The following is a 26,429-nucleotide window of genomic DNA, read 5'->3' as shown; positions in this document are numbered from 1 at the left end:
CGGGATGGAGCAGCCCGGTAGCTCGTCAGGCTCATAACCTGAAGGTCGTAGGTTCAAATCCTACTCCCGCAACCAAATCTTCTAAACCAGACCAAACGCTTAGCCTCGCTCCCCGCGAGGCTTTTTGCGTTGCGACAAACACCGTGGAAGCAACAGAGCGCGCCAATGAAAAAGGCGGCCATGGGGCCGCCCTTTCCGATATCCGCAAAGCTTCGGCTCGGTTCACGAGGCCAGAAGCGCTTTCAGCTTGTCGTCGATGAACTTGACGTCGTCGGGGTTGGTGCCGGGGCCGCCGGCGAAATGGCCCCAGATCGACGGCACCGGCACGAATTCGGCGTTGGGCATGTTGGCGACCTCGATCTCGCTGTCTTCGGGCGGGAAATAGAGGTCGGTCTGGCCGGGCATGACATAGGCTTTCGCCTTGATCGCGCCGAGTGCCGCTTTGAAGTCGCCGTTATACAGCTCGTTCGCGCTGATATCGCCATTCTGCCAGGTCCAGGCCATCGTCAGCAGGTTGTTGGCGTCTTTCGGCAGGAAGAACCCTTCCCAGAACCCGATCAGGAAATCCTCGAGCGAGGCGTAGCCGAGGGTCTTCAGGTCGAGCTCTTCTCGATAGAAGCTCTGTGAGAAGCCCCAGCCTGCGTAGACGCGGCCAACTGCGCGCAGGCCTTTTTCGGGCTTAGAGGTGTAGCGCCCGTTTTCCCACGCGGCGTCGGCCCGCAGTGCCGCCTTCACCCCTTCGAGGAAGACATAGTTGTGGCGCGAGCATTTCGCCGACCCGCAGAACGGGGCGATCAGATCCATCATCTCGGGATACATCGCCCCCCAATGGAAGGTCTGCAACGCGCCCATCGACCAGCCTGTCACCATGCGGATCTTCTCGATGCCGAACTTCTCGGTCACCAGGCGATGCTGCGCCTTGACGTTGTCATAGGCGGTCACGTTCGGGAAACGGTCTGCGTTATAGGGCTCCGGCGTGTTCGAAGGCGAGGTGGAGAGCCCGTTGCCGAACATGTTCGGGATGATGATGAAGTATTGCTCGGGGTCGAGCGCCATGCCGGGCCCGATCAGCCATTCGTTGTCGTAATGCTGCCCGGAATACCACGTCGGGTAGACGATCACGTTGTCCTTGGCCGCGTTCAGCTTGCCGAAGGTCTTGTAGGCGAGGCGGGCGTTGGGCACGGCAAGGCCGCATTGGAACTCGAAGGTGCCCAGCTCGAAGATTTCATAATCAAGGGTCATGGTTTTTCCTCATGTCAAAATGGAGCGACGCCCTGTCTCAGGCGACGCTCCGGAAGATCGTTACGGATCAGGCAGTCGCGGTTTTCCCGCTCAGCGTGGAGATCAGGTAGTAAGCGACGCCACCGACAAGTCCGGCCGAGATGGCGGTCGACAGATGGGGCAGATACCACTCCACGACGAAGGCCACCGCGGAGCCACAGGCCCAGGCGATGAACGCCGTGCCGCGCCAATCGCGGTCGATCTCGGAATTCTTCCGCACGAGGAACTGATCCACGAGGATGATCGCGCCGATCGGCGGCACGAGGATCCCCAGCAGCGACAGCCACTGGATGAAGAAGGCCCAGACATTGGTGGCCGCGATGACGATGCCGATGGCGCCGAGGATCACTGCGAAAAGACGCATGTGGCTGCGCAGGATGCGCGACCAGCCGGTGGCGGCGTTATAGAGGCAGTGGGCACAGACCGAGCCGAGGTTCACGTAGAGGAACAGGAAGGCGAGGACGCTCAGCCAGGTCATCTGCATGTTGTTCATGTAGCCGAACATGTTGTCGGTGCCGAAGGGGTTGGCATCCGGAACGGCCAGGGCTGCGGTCATGATGCCGCCGACCAGCATCGCGGCGAGGTTGGCGAAGGGGAAGGCGCTGAAGGTCGCGACCCAGGAGCTTTTCGTGTCCTTGGCCCAGCGGTTGAAGTCGGCGCTCACGGTGCCGGCGTCGATGAAGAGCGCGATGACCACGGTCAGGCCGACGCCCATCGACATCGTCGCGACGCCATTATTGCCCGGGTAGGACATGATCGCGTCCCAGCTGGTCGTCGAAGCCGCGTCGCCGACGACGAAGAGGCCCAGAATGACGAAGAGCGGTACCGAGATCATGCCGATCAGGTGCAGGCCTTTCACGCCGACGAAGGTGACGCCGATATAAAGCGCACCGGCGATGAGCGTCATGACGACGTAGTTCAGGTCATAGGTGGAGCTGACGAGCGCGCCGGTGATCCCGGTTTGCACCGCGTACCAGCCAAGTAGAAGCGTCGAGAGCAGGCCGGAGGCGAAGACATAGCCCTTGCGGCCGAAGACGATGCTGGCGAGCAGGGCGAAGTTCATTCCTTTCGTCGCGCCGAGCTGCCCGAGCAGACCGACATAGACCAGCATGATCAGGTTGCCGATGATCATCGCCGTCAGCGCGGAGCTGAATCCCATGCCGAGCACGAGGATCGAGCCGGTCATCGCGCCGGTGATGATCATCGGGAAACCCATCCAGACCATCGTGACGGAGAACATGCTCCGCCGGGCTTTTGCCGGAACCGGTTCATGTTCGTATTCACCGCCGAGCGCGTGATCGATCTCTTCTTCGATATGTTCGAGCGCCTCTGGCTCGAGATGCTTTTCCGTCGTGGTCATGATGTACCTCGTTGTTGGACTGTTTCTGATGTTCTTGTTTTTGCAGGCATGCGAAGGCCGGGCGCTTGCCGTGGGCAAACGCTGACGAAAGTCTCGCCGGGGTGGAGTGGATAAGGGGTCGATCAGTTCGGCAGCTTGATCCTGCCGTCGTTTGTGACCGGTTATACTGATCTCAGAGTTATTGGGCGCGTGCGCCGATCGGGTTAGGGCTCTGTGGTCTCTCCATTTGGGGCGACAAATCGCCGGGCCGTAAACGCAAAAGCCCCTCACGAATCCATTCACATGGTTCGTAAGGGGCTTTCATTGCCAGATGCGGCGCTCTTCGTTGAACGCTACGTCAACACGATGGCGTGATTCGTTTCAATATGCAAATGTTTTGATGTAACGATGTAAGGCGCTGAAAATAATGCCGAAAAATGAATGAATCATGAGTTCAGATGCGTTTTGCAATGCGTCGCGCTTGCCGCCACGTCAGTCATTTGCTATTCGATTCGGATGTGACCGTTCCCCCCGGACTCCGCATTCGCGGGAGTTCTCGTTGAAAGATATGGAACCGTATTAATGGCTTTTGACAACGAGCCGGTCGCAGTTGGCCTCCTTTTTTCCCAAACCGGTGTGACGTCGGTGATCGAGCGCACACAGCGTCAGGCTGCGCTGCTGGCGATCGAAGAAATCAACAATGCAGGCGGTATCGATGGTCGTGAACTTCTGATCGAAGACAGCGACCCGGCTTCCGATCCGTTGCGCTTCAAGAGCGAGGCGGAGCGCCTCATCGATGTCGGCGCAAAGACCATCTTCGGCTGCTACATGTCCTCCGCGCGCAAGGCCGTCTTGCCCGTGGTCGAGCAACGCCGCGCGCTGCTGTTCTACCCCACGCTTTACGAAGGGTTCGAGTTTTCGAGCAGCTGCGTCTATTCGGGCGCAGCCCCGAACCAGAACTCGCGCTGGTTGGCGGATTATCTCACGCAGACCTATGGCGACCGGTTTGTCTTCGTGGGGTCGAACTACGTTTTCCCCTATGAATCCAATCGGATCATGCGGGATCTGCTGATGCATCGCGGGGCGAAGGTCGTCGACGAAATCTACATCCCCCTGCGCCATAACGAGGAATATATCGAGCGGGCGATCTCGCGCATCAAGGCTGCGGGGCCTGCGGTCGTGTTCTCGACGGTCGTGGGTGAAGGATCGGTCCGCTTCTACCAGGCCTATGACCGCGCGGGCTTCGATCGCAGCAAACAGCCCATCGCAAGCCTGACCTCGGGCGAGCCCGAACTGCTCGCGGTCGGCAAGGATGCCTCGATCGGCAACGTGACGGCCGCGCCCTATTTCAGCGTGCTCGATACCGAGGCGAACCGTCGCTTCGTCACCGCTTATGCGCGCCGGTTCGGGCCGGATCAGCCGATTTCTGCGGGGACGGAAGCCGCCTATTTCCAAGTCTATCTCTTTGCGGAAGCCGTGCGCCGGTCCGGGGCGACCGATCGCGATAGCGTCTTGCGTACCTTGCCGAATTTCAGCTTCGAGGCACCCCAGGGCCCCGTGCAGGTCGAAGGCGATACCCATCACACGAGCCTCTGGCCCCGGGTTGCAGTCGTCGGCGAAAGCGGTGCTTTCGAGATCGTGCGCGAAGCGCAGGCGCCGGTGCGACCGGACCCTTATCTCGTTGAATATGATGAAGACTTGCAGATGACGTCTCCGCAATTCGGAGCCGGAGGGGGCGGAAGCTGATGCCCCGGCTGCGTCTCAAGGATTTGCGCGACCTCTCGGTCATCGTCGTCCACCCGCCGGACGCAGATGGCAAGGCGCTCATGGATCAGCTCAAACGCATCGGCTGCCGCGCGGAACTGATGTGGCCCCCCGCCAAGGCGCTGCCGAGCGGGACGGATGTCGTTTTCGCAGGCGTCTTCTTCGAGAGCCAGAGCGCCCTGAGCAGCATGCTGCGGAAGTCCGAGAAACCCGGTCCGACGGTGATCGGCATCGTGAATTACGAGAACCCGGCGATGATCGAACTGGTGCTCGACATCAACGCATTCGCGGTGATTTCGAAGCCGGTCCGGACCTTCGGCATGCTGACAAATCTTGTCGTCGCGCGCTCCAACTGGATGCAGGCGGCGGATTTCCACGACAAGATCGGCAAGCTCGAAAAGAAGATCTCCGGTCAGAAGAAAATCTCGAAGGCGAAGTCTATCCTCATGGAAATGCACAAGATTTCCGAGAGGGAAGCCTATGGCACCATTCGTGCGCAGGCGATGGGTAAGCGGATTTCCGTAGAGGAAATGGCGGTCGCGATCATCAACGCAAACGAATTGTTGTCATCAAGACCGGATGATGTATAGTCGAATCAGATCGATGGCCAATGATGTCCATCGGTTCGGCACAGAAAGCCCGCTGAAGACACTGTAGTGTCTTCGCGGGCTTTTTTGGTTTTCAGGATGGTGCAAAGGCCGCGCCATCGCTGCGGGCGTACCAGAGCGCACGCAACCCCGCCCTCGTGGCGGCGCTGAATGGCAACGATGCCAATCGCTCCGAATACCCGGAGCCCCCTTCGCCAACATGATCCGGACCCCCGCGGTCCGGTCACGGCACCTCACACAATCGGTCACATACCAAACGCTCGTGCACGGGAGTCCTCCCTGCGCATTTACGGCCTGAAAAATCAAAACAAACTTCAACACGGGAGACAGAAATGAAAACGAACCGGAGAAACTTCCTAAAACACACGACCGCTTTCGGCGCCGCAGCCGCCCTCGGCCCGTCGATGATCGCGAGCCCCGCGCGTGCCTCGGGTGAAATTGAAGTGGGCGTCCTGTTCTCGCTGACTGGCGGCCTTTCGATCATCGAGAAATCGCTCGCCGACGCCACGATGATGGCGATCGACGAGATCAACGCCGCAGGCGGCGTGAACGGGATGATGATCAAGCCGATCCTCGAAGACGGCGCATCCGACCCGAAGACCTACAACGAGAAGGCCTCGAAGCTGGTGATCCGCGATCGCCTGCAGACCGTGTTCGGCTCTTACACCTCGGCGAGCCGCAAGGCCGTTCTGCCGGTCTTCGAAAAGCGCAACAGCCTCTACTTCTACCCGACCTATTACGAAGGCTTCGAGTGCTCCAAGAACGTGGTCTACACGGGCGCGGTGCCGAACCAGCAGCTGTCGAACTTCATCCCGTGGATCACCAACACGCTCGGCAAGAAGAAGTTCTTCATCGTCGGCTCGAACTACATCTACCCGCGCGAGATGGCGAAAGTGTCGAAGATCCTCATCGAGCAGAATGGCGGCGAGTGGGTCGCGGACGAATATCTCGAGCTCGGCCATTCCGAATGGGGCGCGATGGTCTCCAAGATCAAGGAAAGCGGCTGCGACGTGGTTCTGTCGAATGTCGTGGGCGACTCGGTCGTGGCCTTCTACCGCGAGTTCAAGAACCAGGGCCTCACCCACGACAAACTGCCGATCTGCGCGACCGTCACCTCGGAAATCGAGATCGCCGCGATGGGTCCGGAATTCGCCGAAGGCAGCTACACCTCCTTCCCGTATTTCCAGGCCATCGACACCGATCGCAACCGCGATTTCATCGAGCGCTACCGCAAATATGTGAACGATCCCAAGGCTGTGACGCACCACGCGCTCGAGAGCAGCTACTTCCAGGTCTATCTTTGGAAGCAGGCGGTCGAGAAGGCTGGCGACATCTCGGCAGATGCGGTGCGCGAAGGCGTCAAGGGTCAGGTCTTCGAGGCCCCGAACGGCACCGTCACCGTCGATCCGGAAAACCTGCACACCTATCTCACGCCGCGCATCGCGCAGTGGGGCGCCGATGGTCAGGGCACGATCGTCAACGCCTATGACGCGCCGACCAAGCCATTGCCTTACGTCGCTTACGGCGAGACGGCAGAGAACCTGTTCTGCACCGGCGCCGGTCTCGACACCACCAAGCTGTGACGCAAACCGGGCACCGGGCTGATGTCCGGTGCCCATCCGAGCGAGGCGGAATTTTCTATGTCTGACATCATCTTCATCGGCCTGTCCCTGTCTTCGATCCTGTTGCTGATCGCCCTTGGCCTGTCGATCACCTACGGCGCGATGGGCGTCATCAACATGGCGCATGGCGAGCTTGTCATGATCGGGGCCTATACGGCGGTGCTCGCCGGGCTCCATCTCGGGCTCAACCTGTTCTTCGCGCTGCCTCTGGCCTTCGTGACCTCCGGGCTCGTGGGACTCGTGATCGAGCGATTGGTGATCCGAAGGCTCTACGGACGGATCATCGACACGCTGCTCGCGACTTGGGGCGTGGCAATCCTGCTGCAACAGTTGATCCGCCTCGAATTCGGCCTGAGCTTCTTCGGCATCCATATCGACGGGCTCGGCCCGGGGCTTCAGAACATGACGGTCCCGGCCTTCCTCACCCAGCCGATCGACGTGGCGGGTATGACGATCCAGCCCTATCGCACATTCATCATCGTCGTGACGCTGATGCTCGCGGGGCTGACCTGGTGGCTGATGTATCGGACGCCGATGGGCGTGCAGGTGCGCGCGATCATGCGCAATCCCCAGATCGCGGCCGCCTGCGGTATCGACGTGCGCCGCGTCTCGGCGCTGACCTTCGCCTATGGCTCGGGCCTCGCCGGGATCGCCGGTGTGCTGCTCGCGGGCTTCAAGACGGTCATGCCCGAGATGGGCGCATCCGTCGTGGTCGATGGCTTCCTCGTCGTCGTGGTCGGAGGGGTCGGCAGCCTTCTCGGAACGATCCTCGCCGCGGGCATTCTCGGACAGATCAACGGCATCGTCGCCTTGGCGTCCAACGACATCATCGCCCGCGCCGTCGTCTTCGCGGTGGTCATCGCCCTGATCCTGTGGCGCCCGCGCGGCCTGTTCTCCTTCAAGTCGAGGTAAGCGATGTCCAGCGAAACGTCCTCCACACTTCCCAGCTCCACGAGCCGTCTTCAGCGTCATGCCGACTGGGCCGTCTATGCCGTCTTCATCGTGATGGTTCTCGGCGCGCCCCTGGTGATCGACGATGTGTTCTGGCTCAACCGCATCGCCAAATATCTCGTCTTCGGCATGCTCGGCATCGCGATCGCGCTGTCCTGGGGCTATGCCGGGATCCTCAATCTGGGGCAGGGGCTCTTCTTCGGCCTCGGCGCCTATATGACGGCGATGTCGCTCAAGCTGATGAGCGCCACCAGCCTGCAGCAGGGCTCGGACAAACCGGTGCCGGACTTCATGCTCTGGAATGCAGAGCCCGGGGCCGTCACCGATCTGTGCTGCATCAACAAGGGCTCGTTCCTCTGGATCCCGTTCCAGTCGCAATGGTTCGGCATGGCGATGTCGATCGTGATCCCGCTGATCGTCGCCTTCGTGCTGTCCTCGTCGATCTTCCGGCTGCGCGTCTCGGGCGTCTATGTCGCGATCATCACGCTGGCGCTCGTGCTTCTGGTGCGGCTGCTGCTCATCGACGCGCAGCCGATCACCAACGGGTTCAACGGGCTGACCGATCTGGGCTGGCTGACCATCGGCGGGTTCGAATTCGACCCCTATATGGTCGAGACCTATTACGTCGTCGCCGTCTCGCTCACGGTCGTGCTTCTGCTGGGCCGCTGGCTGGTCTCGACACGGGCCGGGCTGATCCTGCAATCGACGCGCGATGATCCGACCCGGGCACGCTATCTCGGTTACGACGTCGCGGCCTATCAGATCTTCTTCTTCACGATCTCCGCCGGGATCGCGGGCTTCGCGGGGCTCCTCTATGTGGTCGCCGCCGAATTCGCCTCGCCGAGCTTCATGGATATCGGCTTCTCGATCTCGATGGTTGTCTGGGCCGCGGTCGGCGGGCGCAACTCGCTGCTGGGCGCCTGTATCGGGGCGATCCTGATCAACACGGTCGAGGCCACGGTCAGCGAGACCGAAATCTTCAAGGAAGCGTGGAAGCTGATCATCGGCGGGATCTTCGTCCTCGTCGTTCTCTACCTGCCGAACGGGCTTGCGGGCATCGCGCGCGATCTTCTGGGGCGGTTCGAACGCCGCCGGAAGGGCACGCCCGCAGAGACGGCCCCGAAAGCCGCGGAATAGGAGAGACGGACATGAATGAAGCACTCACGATCGACGGGCTGACAGTGGATTTCGGCGGGTTCAAGGCCGTGGACGGGTTCACCACCGTGGTTCAGAAAGGCGAGTTGCGGGTCATCCTCGGCCCCAACGGCGCCGGGAAGACCACGCTGATGGATCTCGTCAGCGGCAAGACCGCCTCCACCCAAGGCAGCGTCCATCTCTTTGGCGAGAACATCACCAACCGCCCCGAGCACATCATCGCGCGGCACGGGATCGGGCGGAAGTTCCAGATCCCGAGCGTCTTCCGCGATCTGACCGTTCGGCAGAACCTCGAAGTCGCGGCCTCGGGAGAGCCCGGCGTGTTCCGCAACCTTCGCCTGCACATGGTGGCGGAGGACCGGGCGCGGGTCGAGGACGTGATCGCGATGACGCGGCTAGAGCCGGTGCTCGATACGGTCGCGGGCGAGTTGTCCCACGGCCAGATGCAATGGCTGGAACTGGGGATGCTGATCACGCAGCAGGCGAAGGTCATCCTTCTCGATGAACCCACTGCGGGCATGACCCATGCGGAGACCTTCCGCACCGCCGAAATCATCAACGAAATGAAGGGCAGCCACACGATCCTCGTGGTCGAGCATGACATGGCGTTCGTGCGCAAGATCGCCGAGCGGATCACGGTCATGCACATGGGCAAGCTGCTCGCGGAGGGCCCGATGGAAAAGATCGAGACCGATCCAAAGGTGCGCGAAGCCTATCTCGGTTCGGGAGGGATTCACTGATGCTTTCTCTGAGCAACCTCGACAGTTTCTACGGCCGCAGCCAGGCGTTGCACGACGTCTCGATGAGCGCGCCGAGCGGTACGATCCTCGCCGTTCTGGGCCGCAATGGCGTGGGCAAGACCACGCTGCTGCGCTCCATTCTTGGGCTGACCGACCGCCAGAGCGGCGATGTCGTGCTCGACGGGCAGAACATCTCCGCCGACGCCACCTACCGGCGCGCGCGGGCCGGGATCGCCTATGTGCCGCAGGGCCGGATGATCATCCCCGATTTCACGATCCGCGAGAACATCCTGATGGGCGGCTTCGCGGCCCAGGGCCCGCGCGCCATTCCCGAAATCGTCCCGAAGATCTTCCCCTATCTGATGGAAAATCTCGACAGGCCCGGGGGCGTGCTCTCGGGCGGTCAGCAACAGCAGCTTGCCATCGCCCGCGCGCTCGCAAGCGGCCCCAAGGTCCTCCTGATGGACGAGCCGACCGAGGGCATCCAGCCCAATATCGTCGAGCAGATCGAGGACATCATCATCCGCCTCAATGCCGAACTCGGACTGACGATCCTCCTTGTCGAGCAGAACGTGAAATTTGCGCGCCGTGCCGCGCAGAACTTCACGATGCTCGAGAACGGTCGCGTCGTGGCCGATGGCGCGATCGCGGATCTCACCGAGGAAACGGTCACCAAACACATGGCGATCTGACCCCATAAACCCGCTTTTCCGGATCAACCGGAAAGGCATTCGACAACTCCACCAACAGCAGAGGTAACAACATGTATCATGGAGATATTTCGAGCAGCGCCGACACCGTGGGCGTCGCCGTCGTCAACTACAAGATGCCGCGTCTTCACACGAAGGCCGAGGTTCTCGAGAACTGCCACAAGATCGCCGACATGGTGAAAGGCATGAAGAAGGGCCTGCCGGGGATGGATCTGGTGATCTTCCCCGAATACTCGACCCACGGCATCATGTATGACGAGACCGAGATGTACGAGACCGCCTCGTCGGTGCCGGGTGAAGAGACCGAAATCTTCGCCGCCGCCTGCCGCGAAGCCAATGTCTGGGGCGTGTTCTCGCTGACCGGCGAGCGCCACGAAGAGCACCCGAAGAAAGCGCCCTACAACACGCTCATCTTGATGAACAACGAGGGCGAGATCGTCCAGAAATACCGCAAGATCATGCCCTGGGTTCCGATCGAGGGCTGGTATCCGGGCAACTGCACCTATGTCTCGGAAGGCCCGAAGGGCATGAAGATGAGCCTGATCATCTGTGATGACGGCAACTACCCCGAGATCTGGCGCGACTGCGCGATGAAGGGTGCCGAACTGATCATCCGCTGCCAGGGCTACATGTATCCGGCCAAGGACCAGCAGGTGATCATGGCCAAGGCGATGGCCTGGGCGAACAACTCCTATGTCGCCGTCGCCAATGCGGCAGGCTTCGACGGCGTCTATTCCTATTTCGGCCACTCGGCCATCGTCGGCTTCGACGGCCGCACGCTGGGCGAATGCGGCGAAGAGGAATACGGCATCCAATACGGCCAGCTCTCGGTCTCGGCGATCCGCGATGCGCGCAAGAACATGCAGAGCCAGAACCACCTCTTCAAGCTCGTGCACCGTGGCTATACCGGCATGATCAACTCGGGTGACGACACCAACGGTCTCGCCGAGTGCCCCTACGACTTCTACACCAAATGGGCGGAAGATCCGGAAGGCACGCGCGAGATGGTCGAGGCGATGACCCGCTCGACCGTCGGCACCGAGGAATGTCCGATCGACGGTATCCCCAACGAAAAGTCCGACCCCACTCACCGGTGAGGCAGGCGAGCAGGGCCGGCGGAGACATCCGCCGGCCAATCAAACGCGAGGATCTTCTATGACGATCGATCAGTACCGGCTTGACGAAGAGCCGACCTACCACCCGAGCGGCGACGAGGTGGCCTTCTACGAATCCGCCTATGCGGCGCGGTTGCCGGTGATGCTCAAGGGGCCGACCGGCTGCGGCAAGACCCGCTTTGTCGAGCATATGGCCTGGCGTCTGGGCAAGCCGCTCATCACGGTGTCTTGCCACGAGGACATGACCGCTTCGGATCTTGTCGGGCGCTTCCTGCTCGGCCCCGAGGGCACGCATTGGCAGGACGGGCCGCTCACGATGGCGGTGCGTCACGGGGCGATCTGCTATCTCGACGAGGTGGTCGAGGCGCGTCAGGACACGACGGTCGTAATCCATTCTCTGACCGATGATCGCCGGATTTTGCCGCTCGAGAAAAAGGGTGAACTGGTCCATGCGCATCCCGATTTCCAGCTCGTGATTTCCTACAATCCCGGCTACCAGAGCGTTCTCAAGGACCTCAAGGAATCCACGAAGCAACGCTTCAGCGCGGTCGATTTCACCTATCCGATGGCTTCGGTCGAGGCTTCCATAGTGGCGTCCGAGGCGGATGTCTCTGCCGACATCGCCGACAAGCTGGTGAAGATCGCCGAGAAGTCGCGGCATCTGCGCGGGCAGGGGCTCGAGGAAGGGGCGTCCACGCGGATGCTCATCCATGCCGGTCGCCTCATAAAGACGGGCATGACGCTGACCGACGCCTGCAAACATGCGATCATCGTTCCCATCACGGACGACCCGGATATGCGCGGCGCGCTCGATGCGGTCGTCGATGCCTGTGCCTGACAGCATGAATGTCGAAGCCACCCCTGACCTGCCGGGCGCGATCCGCAGCGCCTTCTCGGCGCCCGAGATAGCCGACTGGCTGCGGGCGCGCGAGCGGCTGCGGGGCGCGGGATACGGGCGGACGGTCCCCCGCGCCTATGAGCGTAGCTCTCTGGCTCTGGCGCCGAAACTCGGGGCGGGGCCGACGATCGCCTTGGCAAAGCTCGTGTCCCATGTCGCGATCCGGGTCTCGCCCCGCGCGGCGGAGCGCGTCTGCGCTGCGGCGGACACGGTCGCGCAGAGATACGAGCCGGAGGCGTTCACCGCGTGGGTCGCGCTGATGACGCGGATTACCACGCAAGCGCCGGAGTCCGTGTATCCCTTTCTCGACAACATGGAGCGGCTTGTCGGGCGGCTCACCGAACAGGCGCTCGAGGACTGGGTTGCGACCGGATTGCGTCTGGCGGGGCGCGATGCCGACAAGCGAAGCGCCTATTTCTCCTTGCAGACCGCCGAGGCGCAGCGCGCGCTTGAACACGAAAGCGGAGAGCAAAGCTTCTACGATCACGAGCGCCGGTTGCGGGCCTATCTCACGGCGATTTCCGGCGCGACCCCGCCGCTGCGCGTCGCGCCCACGGGCATGGGAGAGAAAGCCGCGCGGCGGGTGTCCTTCGCGGGCAATGTTATCCTCGTGCCGCCCAGCTTGCCCGGCTATCGCGGCGAGACGGAGCCCCTGTTTCGCGCCGCGCTCGCCCATATCGGGGCGCATATCAACTTCACCAAAACCCGTTTCGAAATCGGGCAGCTCAAGCCGCTGCAGATGGCGGTCGTGTCCTTGATCGAGGATGCGCGGGTCGAGGAACTGGCGGCGCAGGAGATGCCCGGGCTGCGCAGACTCTGGCAAGGGTTTCACGTCGCCCAACCCGGAGGGCTGCCGACCGCGCCCAGCCTGTTCGCGCGGCTGGCGCGGGCGCTGATCGATCCCGATTTCGACGATCCCGACGGATGGGTGCAAAAAGGCCGCCGGATGTTCATGGAGGCGCGCGAGCGCTGGGCCGATCCGGCGATCAGCCGCGAGATCGGCAACCTGCTGGGCAACGATCTCGGGCAGCTTCGCGTGCAGTTCAATGCGAAGGATTACGTGGTTCAGCCCGCCTATCGCGACGACAATCTCGGTCTGTGGGCCCTCGACGAACCGCCCCCGGAAGAGGCGCAGACCCTGGAGGTTCAGGTCGACACTGTGCAGCTTCGCCGCTCCGAGCCGACCCCGGGCGCGGGCAAGCAATCGCAACAGCAGGAGCAGACCGAAAGCGACAGGGTCGAGAAAGTCGCCCCCGTCACCGAGGCGGCCGAAGAGGGGCGGGCGGTCGCCTCCTATCCCGAATACGACTACGAGATCGGCCGGGAACGCGCCAACTGGACGGTGGTCAAGGAGTACCCCGCGACGCCGGGAAATCGCCGCTTCTGGCAGGAGTTGCAGGACGCGCAGGGGCCGCTTCTGTCGCGCATCACCGGTCTCGTGCGCTCGGCGCAAATCGGGCGCGCGCGCCGGGAGAAACGGCAGGCGGAGGGAGAAGTTCTCGATCTCGACGCCTGTATCGAGGCGGCGACGGCCTTGCGGGCAGGCGAGTTCCCCGATCATCGCCTCTACGAGCGGCAGGCCCCGCCGACGCGCGATCTCGCGGTCAGCCTGCTCCTTGATATCTCGCAATCGACGGCCGATCTCGTCCCCGGAACACAGCACCGCATTCTGGACATGGAGCGCGATGCGACGGCGGTTCTCGCCCATGCGATGAACGAAATCGGCGATCCTTTCGCGATCAACGCCTTCTGCTCGGCCGGGCGCGAAGACGTGCGCGTCGTTGCGGTGAAGCGGTTCTCCGATGCGTTGGATGAAGAGGCGGGTTCGGCGCTGTCGGGCCTGAAGCCGGGCTATTCGACGCGGCTCGGGGCCGCCCTGCGCCATGCCGGGAAGGACCTCGCGCAGGTGCCGCGGCATCGTCGCCTGCTGCTCTTGATCACCGACGGGGAGCCCTCGGATATCGACTCGCCCGATCCGGACTATCTTGTCCGCGACGCGCAGCGCGCCGTTCGCAGCCTGAGCGCGCTGGGGATCGATGTCTTCTGCGTCGGGCTCGGGCCGCGAAACAAGGAGCAGGAGGCCGCGATTTTCGGGCGCAACGGGTTCATCCAGATCGACGAGCTGAGCACGCTGCCGGACAAGCTTTTGTCGCTCTATCTCAGGCTGACCCGGTAACGGGGCGCTGACCCCGGCGCTTCTGAGAGCATATGAAAAAGGCCCGCGTCGCTGCGGGCCTTTTGCAAAATAATTCCATCACTTGCGCGGCTTCTTCGGGCCGCCGGGCTTGGGCTTTCCGCCTTTGCCCGGATGCGGCCCTTTGCCGGTACCTGCATATTTCGCGCGGGGCTTTTTGCCCTTCGGGGCGGCACCGCCTTCGGGCTTGGGCTTGCGCTTCTTCGGCGAGATTTCCGCGAGGGCTGCGAACACGGCCTCGTCGTCGGGGCTCCAACCGCTGGTCTTCGCGCTCTCCTCCGGGGCATCGTCGCGCGGCGCCTTGGGCGGGCCCTTGCGATGGGGCGCCTTGTTTGGGCGCTCGCCACGATCACCGCGATCCGGTTTGCCATGCGGCTTGTCTGCGCGGCGTTTTTTCGGCGGCGGACCAAAATCGGGTTCGCCGTTCAGGGCGCGGGCCTTGATCTCATCGGAGAGCTCGCCATCGGGACCAAGCGAGGCCGCGAATTTCGCGACGCTCTTCTCGGCGATCTCGACGAAGGTCTCGTCATCGCGCACGCGGATCGCACCGATCGAGGATTTGTCGAGATCGGCATGGCGGCGCAGCAAGGGCAGCAGCCAGCGCGGCTCGGCCCGGTCATTGCGCCCGACCGAGAGCGTGAACCAGCGGCTCGGACCGAATTCCTGACGCTCGGACTGGCCCTTGGTGTCGGGCGGCAGAAGGTCTTCGGGCGGGGCATTACGCGATTGCTGCAGCCGCAGGAAGGCGGCGGCGACAGCCTCGGCCCCGTGCCGGTCGAGCAGCTTGCGCGCAAACGCCGCCTGATCCTCGCTGACCGGCTCGCGCCAATCGGGATCGGTCAGCAGGCGCTCTTCATCGCGCGCGATGATCGACTCGGCCGAGGGCGGCACGGTCCATTCGGCGTTGATCTTCGCGAATTTCAGCAGACGTTCGGCGCGTTTGACCATGCGCGGCGGCACGATCAGCGCGGACATCCCCTTGCGCCCGGCGCGACCCGTCCGGCCCGAACGGTGCAGCAGGCTCTCGGTGTTCTGCGGCAGATCGGCATGGATCACGAGGCTCAGGTTCGGCAGGTCGATCCCGCGCGCGGCCACATCGGTCGCCACGCAAACCCGTGCCCGCCCGTCGCGCATCGCCTGCAGCGCGTGGCTGCGTTCGGCTTGGCTCAGTTCACCCGACAGCGTCACGACCGAGAGGCCGCGATTGCCGAGACGCGCGCTAAGATGATTCACCGCCGCGCGGGTGTTGGCGAAAACGATGGCGCTTTCGTCATGGTGGAAGCGCAGCAGGTTGAAGATCGCATGATCGCTATCCGAGGCCGCAACCTTCAGCGCCTTATATGCGATGTCGGAGTGCTGCTGCGCGGTGTTGATCGTCGATATGCGCTGCGCGTCGTTCTGGAACTGCTCGGCCAGCTTCGCGATCATCGGCGAGACGGTGGCCGAGAACAGCAGCGTGCGCCGCTCTTCCGTGGCGGAGCCGAGGATGAATTCGAGGTCTTCCCGGAAGCCCAGATCGAGCATCTCGTCGGCCTCGTCGAGCACGACGGCGCGGATGTCGCTCAGATCGAGCGCGCCGCGGCGGATATGGTCGCTCAGGCGACCGGGCGTGCCGACCACGATATGGGTGCCGCGTTCGAGGGCGCGGCGTTCCTGCCGCGGGTCCATGCCGCCGACGCAGGAGCTGACGATGGCGCCGGTCTTGCCGTAGAGCCAGCGCAATTCCTGCATGACCTGAAAGGCGAGTTCCCGCGTGGGGGCCACAACGAGTGCAAGCGGCGTGCCAGCCGGGCCGAAGCTTTCGGCCTCGCCCAGAAGGGTCGGCGCGATCGCGAGACCGAAGCCGACCGTTTTACCCGAGCCGGTCTGGGCCGAGACCAGCAGGTCCTTGCCCTCCAGCGCGGGATCGGTCACCGCGTCCTGCACGGGAGTGAGAGTGTCGTAGCCGCGCTCGGCGAGCGCTGCGGAAAGGGAGGGGATCATCGGAAAGTCGTCCAAGCAATGACGTAAGGGACGGGCCGCTCTGCTCTGGCAGCCCGTGCGGAAGGCGCCTGCATAACGGTCCCTGCGGCAAATGTATATTGCCTATTTGGGGAATCCGCCCGCTATGGGCAATAATTCTTGGTCAGGCGAGGACTTGCAGCACCACCGCCGAGGCGTAGATCGCGACCAGCAGGAGGCTCTCGATCCCGATCCGGGCCGGCCCGTCCTTCTGGCGCAGGATCAGCCCGCCGAGCAGCACGCCCGTCATCATCAGCCCCGTCGCCAGCCAGTAGAGGTCCGACATCGAGACCGCGTGATACAGCGAGCCGTCACGATAGGCCCCATCCGAGAAGACGAGGAACAGCGTGTCGAAGGTGTTGCCGCCGATGATCCCACCGATGGCCAGTTGCAACGCACCGCGACGGACAGCCGTCAGCGTCGTCACCAGTTCGGGCAGCGAGGTCACGATCGCTGTCAGCAGCGCGCCCACCAGCGAGGAGCTGAGACTGAAGCGGGTGACGAATTCCTGCCCGGCTTGCGAAATGACCCATCCGCTGAGGCCCATGATGACGACGAGGCCCACAAAGACGATGATCGGCCCGCGCGGCGAGCGGTTCGCTTCCTCCTCGTCTTCGGGTTCGTCATGGCGCGTCTCGCGAGTCTCGACCGGTTTCCACATCGGCGTTTCCGACACCTGGGTCGCGAGTTTCGTGCCGCCGAGATAGGCGAGGAACAGCACCACCGAGGCCGGGCTGATCCCCCAGATCGCGAAGTCGGGCGCGGCGGTCGCGGCGAGCGGGATCGACAGCAGCACGATCAGCATCACCGCCTGAAAGAGGTTGGCAGGCTCTGCCGCGGAATGTTCGAGATTGGCGCGCCTGTGCAGCATGTCGGCGAGCGCCAGAAAGAAGGTCTGCGCAGCGATTCCGCCCACGGCATTGGAAAAGGCGAAGCTCGCATCGCCCTGTGCGGCGACCGAGACCGAGACGACGATCCCCGACAGCGAGGTCGCGGCCCCCAGCACGATCCCGCCCGCCAGCGCTTCGCCCATCCGCGTGCGATCCGCGATCACATCGGCCAGCCCGGTCGCCTTGATGGAAGAGATGACGACGATCAGCCCGGCGAGGGTGAAGACGCCGAGCAGAAGCGGGGTCGAAAGTGAGGCGATCATGAAGGCTCCGGGGTCGCTGTTCGAAAGGCAACCGCGCTGCGCGCTCACGGTTCCGTTAAGGGCGCGATGGCCGAGCGCCTCTGCAGAGGGCTGGGGAGTCGACATGCCCAACAGAGACGTTAGTGTCGGCGCCAATCTGCGCGCGGGAGGACAAGCATGTTTATCGGATTGGATCTGGGCACATCGGGGCTGAAGGGGCTCTTGATCGACGAGGCGCAGCGCGTGGTTGCCGAGGCGACGCATCCGCTCACCGTGTCGCGCCCGCACGAGGGCTGGTCGGAACAGGACCCCGCCGAATGGATCGCGGCGATGGAGGCGGTGCTCGGCGCGCTCGCGCAGCACGATCTGTCGGCGGTGCGCGGGATCGGGCTTTCGGGTCATATGCATGGCGCGACGTTGCTGGACGCGCAGGACGAGGTGCTGCGGCCCTGCATCCTGTGGAACGACACCCGCGCCTATCGCGAGGCGGCGGCGCTCGATGCGGATCCGCAATTCCGAGAGATCAGCGGCAATATCGTCTTCCCCGGCTTCACCGCGCCGAAGCTCGTCTGGATCGCCAAGCACGAGCCGGAGCGTTTCGCGAAAGTGGCGAAGGTGCTGTTGCCGAAGGACTACCTGCGGCTCTGGCTGACTGGAGAGCATGCTTCGGAGATGTCCGACGCCGCCGGGACGAGCTGGCTCGATACCGGCGCGCGCGACTGGTCGGATGCACTTCTGGCGGCGACCGGGATGCGGCGCGAGCAGATGCCGCGCCTCGTCGAGGGCTCGGACGTCTCCGGCACGCTGCGCCCGCAGATCGCGGCGCGCTTCGGTCTGCCGGAAGGCGTCGTCGTCGCGGGCGGCGGGGGCGACAACGCGGCGTCGGGCGTGGGCGTGGGCGTCGTGGCGGCCGGACAGGCCTTCGTCTCGCTCGGCACCTCGGGGGTGCTGTTCGCCGCTGATGACGGCTATCGCCCCGATGCGGCGAGCGCGGTGCATAGCTTCTGTCACGCCCTGCCGCAGACATGGCACCAGATGGGCGTGGTTCTGGCGGCGACCGACGCGCTGAACTGGTATGCGCGGCTTCTGGAGAGCGACGCCAAGGAATTGACCGAAGGCCTCGGCCCGCTGCAGGCGCCGGGCAAGGCGCGGTTCCTGCCCTATCTCGGCGGCGAGCGTACGCCGCTCAACGATGCGGCGATCCGCGGCGCGTTCATCGGGCTTGAGCACGCGACCGATCGCGCCGCGACCACGCGGGCCGTGCTGGAAGGGGTGAGCTTCGCGCTACGCGACTGCCGCGATGCGCTGGCGGGCACCGGCACCCGGATCGAGACGCTGTTGGGCGTCGGCGGCGGTACGCGCTCGCGCTATTGGTGCGAGGCGATCGCGACCGCGCTCGACACGCCCGTCGCCCTGCCGGTGGCGGGCGATTATGGCGGCGCGTTCGGGGCGGCGAGGCTTGGGATGATGGCCGCGACCGGCGGTGGGCTGGATATCGCGAGCCCGCCCGAGATCGCCGCGACGATCGAGCCGGTCTCCGCGTTGCGCGAGGCGTTCGACGAAGGTTACGACCGCTACCGTCAAGCCGGTACTGCGCTGCGGGGTTTGACCTGACCGATCCCGCGCCGCGCGGTAGCGATCGGCGCGGAGATCAGCTCGAGAATTGCAGACGGATCCGGTTCACATATTCCACGCCCGGTCGCAGGATCGTCGAGGGGAACTCGGGGCGATTGGGCGCATCGGGCCAAGCTTGCGGCTCCAGGCAGATCGCGTTGAAGCTGTCGCCGGACGGCGCGGTGTAGACCTGCAATCCGGGCTGGTTGCTCAGCATGGTCATGCTGCGTCCGGAGGCCGGATCGCTCAACACCGCCACCTCGCGCATCCCGCCGGAGCCGGTGCAGAAATTGTGGTCGAAGCCCGCGCCATCGGGCCCCAGCGCCGGGGCCGGTTCGCGGAAATCGAAGCGCGTGCCAGCCACGTCGCGCGGCCCGCCTACGGGGAGTTTCTCGCCATCAACCTCGAGAACCTGTTTGGCATTGAGCTTCAGTCGGTGATCGGCGATCGAGCCGCCGCCCGCGAGATTGAAATACCCATGCGAGGTCAGAGACACCGGGCAAGCGCGATCACAGCACGCGCGGTAAGTGATGCTCAAAGTTTCTGGGTCCGATACCGCGAAGCTCACCTCCGCGACGAGATTTCCGGGGAAGCCCTGGTCGCCATCCGGGCTTTCGAGCCGCAGTGTCGCCGCGTTGATCCAATGCGCGACAACGGTCCAGTCGCATTGGTCGAACCCCTTGCCACCGCCGTGAAGGCAGTTCCCGCCTTCGTTCGCATCTAGCTGGAACTGCTCGCCATCGAGCGTGAATTGCGCTCCGGCGATGCGGTTGGCATAGCGCCCGATCGTCGCCCCGTGGAAATCGCGTGTCTTCTGTTTCGGGTCGGGGCCGATGAGAAGCTCGACCGGACCGTCGTCGCTGGGCAGTACAACGCTTGTCAGTCGCGCGCCCTTTGGATCGATGCGCACCAGCATCCCTGATGCAAGCCCGATCTCCAGTTCTGATTCGTGATCGAACATGCTGTGTCCTGTCCGTTTCTCGACGAGGCTAACCTAGCGTAACCCTCTCTTCACGTTATGACTTTAATCTCGATCAATACCTGAGGCGAGTTAGCTACATCGCCACTTTCAGCGCTTTGGGCGCGGGCCGCACATCCCGAGCCACATCATACTCAACGCAATTGTTCCTTAAAAGTTTCGTGATGAGCACGCGGAATCTTGTGTGCAGAGGTATTCATGCTCGATTTTGCGCGAAAATTCATTATATCTGGCAATAACGAAAGTTAACGCGCCTTTTGGTGCACAAGCGACAGGCGCTAGCGGGAGTACGCAAAATGCCACAAGCAGTAGATCTCTTCGTGATCGGCGGCGGGGTGAACGGCTGCGGGATCGCGCGCGACGCGGCCGGACGGGGCCTGCGGGTGCGTCTGGCCGAGATGGGCGATCTTGCGCAGGCGACCTCTTCGGCCTCGACCAAGCTGTTCCATGGCGGGCTGCGCTATCTCGAATATCTCGAGATCAAGCTGGTCCGCGAGGCGCTGTCCGAGCGCGAAGTGCTGATCCGCGCGATGCCGCATATCTCATGGCCGATGCGTTTCGTGCTGCCCTATAGCGCCGACATGCGTTTCGAGAGCGATACACCGGTCTCGAAAATGCTCTCTACCGTCATGCCGTGGATGAAGGGCAAGCGCCCGTCCTGGATGATCCGCTCGGGGCTGTTCCTCTATGACCATCTGGGCGGGCAGGGGCTGCTGCCGGGCACCAAGCGGCTCGACCTGCGCAACGCCCCGGAAGGCGCGCCGCTGAAGGACAGCTTCACCCATGCCTTTGAGTATTCCGATGGCTGGGTGCAGGATGCCCGGCTCGTCGTGCTCAATGCCCGCGACGCCGAGGCGCATGGCGCCGACATTCGCGTGCAGACTAAGGTAGTCGAGGCGCATCGCGACGGCGGCCATTGGGTGATCGTGACCGAAGGGCCGAACGGGCGCGAGGAACATATGGCCCGCGCCGTGGTCAATGCCGGTGGCCCGTGGGTCGAGCAGATCCTGAAAGGCACGATGGGCAGCGCCAGCCGCGAGCATATCCGCCTCGTGCGCGGCAGCCATATCGTGACGCGCAAGCTCTACGATCACGACAAATGCTACTTCTTCCAAGGCGCGGACGGGCGGATCATCTTCGCGATCCCCTATGAACAGGACTTCACTCTGATCGGCACGACCGAAGCCGCCCATGAGGACTCGCCGCTCGCCGCCGAATGCACCGAGGCTGAGCGCGATTACCTGTGCGATTTTGCGTCCGAATATTTCAAGGAAGAGGTCACGCCCGACGACGTGGTCTGGACCTATTCCGGGGTGCGCCCGCTCTACGAGGACGGCGCAAGCTCCGCCACGGCGGCGACGCGCGAATATGTGCTCTCGCTCGATGCACCCGCAGGCCAACCCGCGGCGCTGCACGTCTTTGGCGGGAAGATCACCACCTATCGTCGTTTGGCTGAGGATGCGCTCGCCAAGCTGCGCCCGCATCTGCCGGGCATGGGCGGTCAATGGACGAAAGGCGCGCGCCTTCCGGGCGGCGATTTCGCCCCCGAAGAGGTCGGCGCCAAAATTGCCAAGCTCTCGCAGGATTACCCCTTCGTGGATCGCAAATGGGCCGAGCGGATGATCCGCCACTACGGCACCGAGGCCTGGGACATCTTCGGCGATGCCAAGGCGCTGGGCGATCTGGGCCACGATTTCGGCAGTACGCTGACCGAGGCCGAACTGCGCTGGCTCGTCGATCGCGAATGGGCGCGCAAGGTCGAGGACGTGATCTGGCGGCGCACCAAGCTGGGCTTGCGGCTCGATGCCGATCAGGTCAACTCTGTCGCCGCGTGGCTGGAGGAGCACGCAGGCTGACGCGCGAAACGGGAGGACTTCATGACCTACATTCTGGCAATCGACCAAGGCACCACGTCGTCGCGCGCGATCGTCTTTGACGATGCGCTGCGCCCGGTGGCGAGCGCGCAGCAGGAATTCACGCAGCACTTCCCGCATTCCGGCTGGGTCGAGCATGATGCCGAGGAAATCTGGGACAGCGTGCTGGCGACCGTGCGCGGGGCCATCGAGAAAGCCGGGATCGAGGCCTCCGACATCTCCGGCATCGGCATCACCAATCAGCGCGAGACGACGCTGGTCTGGGACCGCGAGAGCGGAAAGCCAATCCACAACGCCATCGTCTGGCAGGACCGCCGCACCGCCGAATTTTGTCGCGCGCTGCGCGAGGACGGGTTCGAGGACACCGTGACCGCGCGCACCGGGCTGATCGTCGATCCGTATTTCTCGGCTACGAAACTGCGCTGGCTTCTGGAGAATGTCGACGGCGCGCGCGAGGCCGCCGAGGCGGGCAAGCTCGCCTTCGGGACCATCGACAGCTGGCTGATCTGGAAACTGACGGGTGGCAAATCACATGTCACCGATGCGACCAATGCCGCGCGCACGATGCTTTACGATATCGCCAAGGGCCGCTGGTCGACGACCATTGCCGCCAAGCTCGGCGTCCCGATGGAGATGCTGCCCGAGGTCAAGGATTGCGCGGCCGAGTTCGGCGTGACGCACCCCGATCTCTTCGGCGCGGAAATCCCGATCCTTGGTGTCGCGGGCGACCAGCAGGCGGCGACCGTGGGGCAGGCCTGCTTCAAGCCCGGTATGCTGAAATCGACCTACGGGACCGGCTGCTTTGCGCTGCTCAATACCGGCGATCAAATGGTGCGCTCGGAGAACCGCCTGCTGACGACCATCGCCTACCAGCTCGACGGCAAGGTCACCTACGCGCTCGAAGGCTCGATCTTCGTCGCGGGGGCGGTCGTGCAATGGCTGCGCGACGGGCTGAAGATCATCGAAGCCGCCGATCAAACCCAGGCGCTGGCCGAGCAGTCCGACCCCGAGCAGGACGTGATCATCGTGCCCGCCTTCACCGGCCTCGGCGCGCCCTACTGGAACCCCGACTGCCGTGGCGCGGTCTTCGGCCTGACCCGCAGCTCCGGCCCGGCCGAGTTCGCCCGCGCGGCGCTGGAGTCGGTGGGTTTCCAGACCCGCGACCTCTTGGAGGCAATGCAGGCCGACTGGTCCGACGATGCGCGCCCGACCCTGCGCGTCGACGGTGGCATGACGGCCTCGGATTGGGCGATGCAGTTCCTCTCCGACATCCTCGGGGCTCCGGTCGACCGGCCCGAAGTGCTGGAGACCACGGCGCTCGGCGCGGCTTGGCTCGCGGGCTACAAGGCGGGGATTTATCCCGAGCCGGAGGAGTTCGCGAAGGGCTGGGCGCTGGATCGCAACTTCGCGCCCGAGATGGACAAGGCCAAGCGCGAAGCGCGATATGCAGAGTGGAAAAAGGCGGTCGCCGCGGCGATCTCGATCACTCAGTAGCAGCCCGAGTGATCTTCGCCCCAGCCGGCGATATAGATCACAGACGGGGTGCGCCCGTAGCCGCAGACGAAGACGTAAACGCCGAAGGGCTGCCCCGCGCGGACCATTTGCGTGAAGCTGCCCCGCGTATCGCCGCCCGCCTCGACCATCGCGGGGATACGCGCCCGCGAGGCGCGATCCGCGAAGACCGGATCGGACTCGTCGCGCGCATCCCTTAGCCCGAAGCGATGAAAATTCGCCCGATCCTGCTGCAAGGCCGCACCGAGCGATCTCAGGGCCGCGCCCTTCGAATTCCGCATATCCTGCGGGCCGATGAAGGCAGAGTAGGCCGCAATCTGGGTCCAGTCCTGTGCGGCTGACAGGCCGGGATATCCAATAAGCGGCAGGGGGATGATGGCTATAAGACGAAGCAATTGGCGCATGGGAGGGCCTCCGGGCAGAGCGGAAAGGGCAGGGTACGCAATGTCTTGATGCCCGAAATCATGCCAAGGGCCCTCAAATCGCGCAACGATTCTGTGCCCCGCCTGCCAAGCCCTCTTCAACGCCGAGAGAGGCTTCAACGCCGAGAGAGGGCTTTCCCTTTCGCGCGTTTTGCTCTTTCTTGTCCCGATCCGACCCGATGACAGGAGCCACCTAATGACCCGCTACCCCCGCGACCTGCGCGGCTATGGCCGCACGACCCCCGATCCGCATTGGCCGGGCGAGGCGCGCGTGGCGATCTCGATGGTGCTCAATTTCGAAGAGGGCGGCGAGAACAACGTCCTGCATGGCGACGCGGCCTCCGAGGCGTTCCTGTCCGATATCGCGGGCGCCGCGCAATGGCCCGGCCAGCGACACTGGAACATGGAGTCGATCTACGAATACGGCGCGCGCGCAGGGTTCTGGCGGCTGCATCGGCTGTTCACCGGGCTGAACGTGCCGCTGACGATCTACGGCGTCGCGACTGCGCTGGCTCGCGCCCCCGAACAGGTCGCCGCGATGAAAGAGGCGGGCTGGGAAATCGCCTCGCACGGCCTCAAATGGGTCGAGCACAAGGACATGGCGGAAGACGAAGAGCGCCGCCAGATCGCCGAAGCCATCCGCCTGCACACGGAAGTCGTCGGAGAACGCCCGCGCGGCTGGTATACCGGGCGCTGCTCGGCCAACACGGTGCGGCTGACTGCCGAAGAGGGCGGCTTCGCCTGGATCTCCGACACCTATGACGATGACCTGCCCTATTGGCTCGAGGTCGGCACCCGGGACCAACTCGTGATCCCCTACACGTTGGAGGCCAACGATATGCGCTTCGCCACCGCGCCGGGCTATATCGAGGGCGAGCAGTTCTTCCAGTATCTCAAGGACAGCTTCGATATGCTTTATTCCGAAGGGCTGGACGGCGCGCCGAAGATGTTCTCGGTCGGCCTGCATAACCGCCTGATCGGACGGCCCGGCAAGGTGGCGGGGCTGAAGCGCTTCCTCGATTACGCGCTTTCGCATGAGGGCGTCTGGTTTGCGACCCGGGGAGAGATCGCCGCGCATTGGGCTGCGACCCACCCGCATACCCGCCGCGAGCGCCCAAGCCAGATGAGCCGGGAGCGCTTCGTCGAAGCCTTCGGCGGCATCTACGAACATTCGCCCTGGATCGCGCAGCGTGCCTTCGATCTGGAGCTCGGTCCGGCGCATGATTGCCTCGAGGGCGTGGCCTCGGCGCTGGCCCGCATCTTCCGCTCGGCCTCGGAGGCCGAACGCCTCGGCGTGCTGACCGCGCACCCCGATCTCGCGGGCAAACTCGCCCAGGCCAAGCGCCTCACCGCAGAAAGCACCTCCGAGCAGGCCAGCGCCGGGCTCGATGCGCTGACCGATGAAGAGCGCGCCACATTCGAGGGGCTCAACGCTGCCTATAGCGAAAAATTCGGTTTCCCCTTCATCATCGCCGTAAAAGACAATACCAAGGCGTCAATCCTCCACGCCTTCCGCCGCCGGCTTGACCAAGACCGCGAGACGGAATTCCGTGAGGCCTGCAAGCAGGTCGAGCGGATCGCGTGGCATCGCCTGAACGCCATGGACCTTTGATGGAATACACCTATTACGCCCCGACGGGCGGTTTGCCCGATCAGAACCAGCGCGCCCGCGAGCGCGCGCAATTCAACACTTCCTACGCGGTGATCCCGCGCGGGGTGCTGTCCGACATCACCATCTCGCTGCTGCCGGGCTGGGAAAACACTCGCGCCTGGGTGCTCGCCCGTCCGCTCTCCGGCTTTGCCGAGACCTTTGCCGAGCTGGTCGTCGAAGTCGCGCCGGGCGGCGGCTCGGACAATCCCGAACCCGACCCCGAGGGTCAAAGCGTGATCTTCGTGCTCGCCGGTCACATCCGCCTCGTGATCGAGGGCGTCGGCCATGAGCTGGACGCGGGCGGCTACGCCTATCTCGCGCCGGGCGCACAATGGTCGGTCGCCAACGATCAGGATACGCCCGGCACCTTCGTCTGGGTCCGCAAACGCTACGAGCGCGTGCCCGGCATCGACGCGCCGGAAAGCTTCGTCACCGCCGATCAGGACAAGCCGCCGCTCGAGATGCCCAACACCTCGGGCTACTGGTCGACCTCGCGCTTCGTCGATCCGAACGATCTGCGCCACGACATGCACGTCAATATCGTGACCTTCATGCCGGGCGGCACCATCCCTTTCGCGGAAACCCATGTCATGGAGCATGGCATCTTCGTGCTGCAGGGCCGGGGTGTCTACCTGCTCAATCAAGATTGGATCGAAGTGGAAGAGGGCGATTTCATGTGGCTGCGCGCCTTCTGCCCGCAAGCCTGCTACGCCGCGGGCCGCCGCCCGTTCCGCTACCTGCTCTACAAGGACGTGAACCGCCACCCGAAGCTCGGCTCGCCCATCTCGGGCTGATCCCCTTTCGGCTTGGTTGAAATATCCCGGGGGTGAGGGGGCAGCGCCCCCTCTCTTTCCCGCGCAACCGGAG

21 protein-coding genes are annotated in these 26,429 nt (G+C 63.8%); 15 read left to right on the top strand and 6 right to left on the bottom strand.

What is annotated here, in order from left to right; all coding sequences use genetic code 11:
- Window positions 1–222: 222 nt before the first annotated feature.
- Complete coding sequence (locus BMI89_RS15105; protein WP_078571628.1) at window positions 223–1,242, bottom strand: alpha/beta fold hydrolase; 1,020 nt, start codon at window positions 1,240–1,242, stop codon at window positions 223–225.
- Between the two features lie 67 nt (window positions 1,243–1,309).
- The gene (locus tag BMI89_RS15100) at window positions 1,310–2,641 is read right to left on the bottom strand and encodes a cytosine permease (RefSeq protein ID WP_078571627.1); all 1,332 of its coding nucleotides are present in this window, start codon (window positions 2,639–2,641) and stop codon (window positions 1,310–1,312) included.
- A gap of 561 nt (window positions 2,642–3,202) precedes the next feature.
- On the opposite strand from BMI89_RS15100, the gene BMI89_RS15095 reads away from it, so the two are divergent.
- From BMI89_RS15095 to BMI89_RS15050, 10 genes are all read left to right on the top strand, one after another.
- Complete coding sequence (locus BMI89_RS15095; RefSeq protein ID WP_078522107.1) at window positions 3,203–4,366, top strand: transporter substrate-binding domain-containing protein; 1,164 nt, start codon at window positions 3,203–3,205, stop codon at window positions 4,364–4,366.
- Window positions 4,366–4,974: an ANTAR domain-containing protein gene (locus BMI89_RS15090; RefSeq protein ID WP_078522106.1), complete on the top strand. Its 609-nt coding sequence runs from the start codon at window positions 4,366–4,368 to the stop codon at window positions 4,972–4,974. The genes BMI89_RS15095 and BMI89_RS15090 overlap by 1 nt, the downstream gene beginning before the upstream one ends.
- 350 nt (window positions 4,975–5,324) lie before the next feature.
- The gene (locus BMI89_RS15085) at window positions 5,325–6,575 is read left to right on the top strand and encodes a transporter substrate-binding protein (protein WP_078571625.1); all 1,251 of its coding nucleotides are present in this window, start codon (window positions 5,325–5,327) and stop codon (window positions 6,573–6,575) included.
- Window positions 6,576–6,632: 57 nt separating this feature from the next.
- Window positions 6,633–7,526 (top strand): urea ABC transporter permease subunit UrtB, encoded by an 894-nt coding sequence (gene urtB / locus BMI89_RS15080; RefSeq protein WP_078522104.1) that lies wholly within the window; start codon window positions 6,633–6,635, stop codon window positions 7,524–7,526.
- Window positions 7,527–7,529: 3 nt separating this feature from the next.
- Complete coding sequence (urtC, locus tag BMI89_RS15075; RefSeq protein ID WP_078522103.1) at window positions 7,530–8,702, top strand: urea ABC transporter permease subunit UrtC; 1,173 nt, start codon at window positions 7,530–7,532, stop codon at window positions 8,700–8,702.
- 11 nt (window positions 8,703–8,713) lie between these two features.
- Entirely contained in the window at window positions 8,714–9,460 is a 747-nt protein-coding gene (gene urtD, locus BMI89_RS15070) for an urea ABC transporter ATP-binding protein UrtD (RefSeq protein WP_078522102.1), read from the top strand.
- Window positions 9,460–10,152 (top strand): urea ABC transporter ATP-binding subunit UrtE, encoded by a 693-nt coding sequence (urtE, locus tag BMI89_RS15065; RefSeq protein ID WP_078540369.1) that lies wholly within the window; start codon window positions 9,460–9,462, stop codon window positions 10,150–10,152. Before urtD ends, urtE begins: the two co-directional genes overlap by 1 nt.
- Before the next feature lie 71 nt (window positions 10,153–10,223).
- Entirely contained in the window at window positions 10,224–11,267 is a 1,044-nt protein-coding gene (locus BMI89_RS15060; RefSeq protein ID WP_078522100.1) for an aliphatic amidase, read from the top strand.
- 58 nt (window positions 11,268–11,325) lie between these two features.
- A complete protein-coding gene (locus BMI89_RS15055; RefSeq protein WP_078571624.1) occupies window positions 11,326–12,123 on the top strand; it encodes a CbbQ/NirQ/NorQ/GpvN family protein in 798 nt (265 codons plus the stop codon).
- Entirely contained in the window at window positions 12,110–14,359 is a 2,250-nt protein-coding gene (locus tag BMI89_RS15050) for a VWA domain-containing protein (RefSeq protein ID WP_078571659.1), read from the top strand. The genes BMI89_RS15055 and BMI89_RS15050 overlap by 14 nt, the downstream gene beginning before the upstream one ends.
- A gap of 78 nt (window positions 14,360–14,437) precedes the next feature.
- Here the strand turns inward: BMI89_RS15050 and BMI89_RS15045 are convergent, their stop codons facing one another.
- Window positions 14,438–16,360: a DEAD/DEAH box helicase gene (locus tag BMI89_RS15045; RefSeq protein ID WP_078571622.1), complete on the bottom strand. Its 1,923-nt coding sequence runs from the start codon at window positions 16,358–16,360 to the stop codon at window positions 14,438–14,440.
- Between the two features lie 142 nt (window positions 16,361–16,502).
- The gene (locus tag BMI89_RS15040; RefSeq protein WP_078571620.1) at window positions 16,503–17,531 is read right to left on the bottom strand and encodes a cation transporter; all 1,029 of its coding nucleotides are present in this window, start codon (window positions 17,529–17,531) and stop codon (window positions 16,503–16,505) included.
- A gap of 156 nt (window positions 17,532–17,687) precedes the next feature.
- On the opposite strand from BMI89_RS15040, the gene xylB reads away from it, so the two are divergent.
- Window positions 17,688–19,124: a xylulokinase gene (xylB, locus tag BMI89_RS15035; protein ID WP_078571618.1), complete on the top strand. Its 1,437-nt coding sequence runs from the start codon at window positions 17,688–17,690 to the stop codon at window positions 19,122–19,124.
- Window positions 19,125–19,161: 37 nt separating this feature from the next.
- Here the strand turns inward: xylB and BMI89_RS15030 are convergent, their stop codons facing one another.
- Entirely contained in the window at window positions 19,162–20,085 is a 924-nt protein-coding gene (locus BMI89_RS15030) for an aldose epimerase family protein (protein ID WP_078544972.1), read from the bottom strand.
- A gap of 314 nt (window positions 20,086–20,399) precedes the next feature.
- Between BMI89_RS15030 and glpD the strand changes: the two genes are divergently transcribed.
- Together glpD and glpK are read left to right on the top strand one after the other, a co-directional pair.
- A complete protein-coding gene (gene glpD, locus BMI89_RS15025; RefSeq protein WP_078571617.1) occupies window positions 20,400–21,959 on the top strand; it encodes a glycerol-3-phosphate dehydrogenase in 1,560 nt (519 codons plus the stop codon).
- 21 nt (window positions 21,960–21,980) lie between these two features.
- Window positions 21,981–23,471 carry a glycerol kinase GlpK gene (gene glpK, locus BMI89_RS15020; RefSeq protein WP_078571616.1) on the top strand — a complete coding sequence of 497 codons (1,491 nt, stop codon included), beginning with the start codon at window positions 21,981–21,983 and terminating at the stop codon, window positions 23,469–23,471.
- Here the strand turns inward: glpK and BMI89_RS15015 are convergent.
- Window positions 23,465–23,893 (bottom strand): hypothetical protein, encoded by a 429-nt coding sequence (locus BMI89_RS15015; protein WP_078571615.1) that lies wholly within the window; start codon window positions 23,891–23,893, stop codon window positions 23,465–23,467. The two genes, glpK and BMI89_RS15015, sit on opposite strands and share 7 nt — an antisense overlap.
- Window positions 23,894–24,107: 214 nt before the next feature.
- On the opposite strand from BMI89_RS15015, the gene puuE reads away from it, so the two are divergent.
- Window positions 24,108–25,523 carry an allantoinase PuuE gene (gene puuE, locus BMI89_RS15010; protein ID WP_078571613.1) on the top strand — a complete coding sequence of 472 codons (1,416 nt, stop codon included), beginning with the start codon at window positions 24,108–24,110 and terminating at the stop codon, window positions 25,521–25,523.
- A complete protein-coding gene (locus BMI89_RS15005) occupies window positions 25,523–26,356 on the top strand; it encodes a bifunctional allantoicase/(S)-ureidoglycine aminohydrolase (RefSeq protein ID WP_078522089.1) in 834 nt (277 codons plus the stop codon). The genes puuE and BMI89_RS15005 overlap by 1 nt, the downstream gene beginning before the upstream one ends.
- Window positions 26,357–26,429 lie beyond the last annotated feature (73 nt).

It is taken from the genome of Thioclava sp. F36-7 (genome assembly GCF_002020075.1).
GTDB classification, from domain to species: domain Bacteria; phylum Pseudomonadota; class Alphaproteobacteria; order Rhodobacterales; family Rhodobacteraceae; genus Thioclava; species Thioclava sediminum.
Note: the sequence above shows the minus strand (reverse complement) of the source record. Positions and strands in the feature narration are given on the sequence as shown.

Excerpts from the sequence above, each read along its gene's own strand:
- BMI89_RS15090 (WP_078522106.1), top strand. The coding sequence starts at position 4,366 with ATGCCCCGGCTGCGTCTCAAGGATTTGCGCGACCTCTCGGTCATCGTC.
- BMI89_RS15045 (WP_078571622.1), bottom strand. The coding sequence starts at position 16,360 with ATGATCCCCTCCCTTTCCGCAGCGCTCGCCGAGCGCGGCTACGACACT.
- glpD (WP_078571617.1), top strand. The coding sequence starts at position 20,400 with ATGCCACAAGCAGTAGATCTCTTCGTGATCGGCGGCGGGGTGAACGGC.
- BMI89_RS15095 (WP_078522107.1), top strand. The coding sequence starts at position 3,203 with ATGGCTTTTGACAACGAGCCGGTCGCAGTTGGCCTCCTTTTTTCCCAA.
- BMI89_RS15015 (WP_078571615.1), bottom strand. The coding sequence starts at position 23,893 with ATGCGCCAATTGCTTCGTCTTATAGCCATCATCCCCCTGCCGCTTATT.
- urtD (WP_078522102.1), top strand. The coding sequence starts at position 8,714 with ATGAATGAAGCACTCACGATCGACGGGCTGACAGTGGATTTCGGCGGG.
- BMI89_RS15055 (WP_078571624.1), top strand. The coding sequence starts at position 11,326 with ATGACGATCGATCAGTACCGGCTTGACGAAGAGCCGACCTACCACCCG.
- urtB (WP_078522104.1), top strand. The coding sequence starts at position 6,633 with ATGTCTGACATCATCTTCATCGGCCTGTCCCTGTCTTCGATCCTGTTG.
- puuE (WP_078571613.1), top strand. The coding sequence starts at position 24,108 with ATGACCCGCTACCCCCGCGACCTGCGCGGCTATGGCCGCACGACCCCC.
- BMI89_RS15050 (WP_078571659.1), top strand. The coding sequence starts at position 12,110 with ATGCCTGTGCCTGACAGCATGAATGTCGAAGCCACCCCTGACCTGCCG.
- BMI89_RS15105 (WP_078571628.1), bottom strand. The coding sequence starts at position 1,242 with ATGACCCTTGATTATGAAATCTTCGAGCTGGGCACCTTCGAGTTCCAA.
- BMI89_RS15005 (WP_078522089.1), top strand. The coding sequence starts at position 25,523 with ATGGAATACACCTATTACGCCCCGACGGGCGGTTTGCCCGATCAGAAC.
- urtC (WP_078522103.1), top strand. The coding sequence starts at position 7,530 with ATGTCCAGCGAAACGTCCTCCACACTTCCCAGCTCCACGAGCCGTCTT.
- BMI89_RS15100 (WP_078571627.1), bottom strand. The coding sequence starts at position 2,641 with ATGACCACGACGGAAAAGCATCTCGAGCCAGAGGCGCTCGAACATATC.
- xylB (WP_078571618.1), top strand. The coding sequence starts at position 17,688 with ATGTTTATCGGATTGGATCTGGGCACATCGGGGCTGAAGGGGCTCTTG.
- urtE (WP_078540369.1), top strand. The coding sequence starts at position 9,460 with ATGCTTTCTCTGAGCAACCTCGACAGTTTCTACGGCCGCAGCCAGGCG.
- BMI89_RS15040 (WP_078571620.1), bottom strand. The coding sequence starts at position 17,531 with ATGATCGCCTCACTTTCGACCCCGCTTCTGCTCGGCGTCTTCACCCTC.
- glpK (WP_078571616.1), top strand. The coding sequence starts at position 21,981 with ATGACCTACATTCTGGCAATCGACCAAGGCACCACGTCGTCGCGCGCG.
- BMI89_RS15060 (WP_078522100.1), top strand. The coding sequence starts at position 10,224 with ATGTATCATGGAGATATTTCGAGCAGCGCCGACACCGTGGGCGTCGCC.
- BMI89_RS15085 (WP_078571625.1), top strand. The coding sequence starts at position 5,325 with ATGAAAACGAACCGGAGAAACTTCCTAAAACACACGACCGCTTTCGGC.
- BMI89_RS15030 (WP_078544972.1), bottom strand. The coding sequence starts at position 20,085 with ATGTTCGATCACGAATCAGAACTGGAGATCGGGCTTGCATCAGGGATG.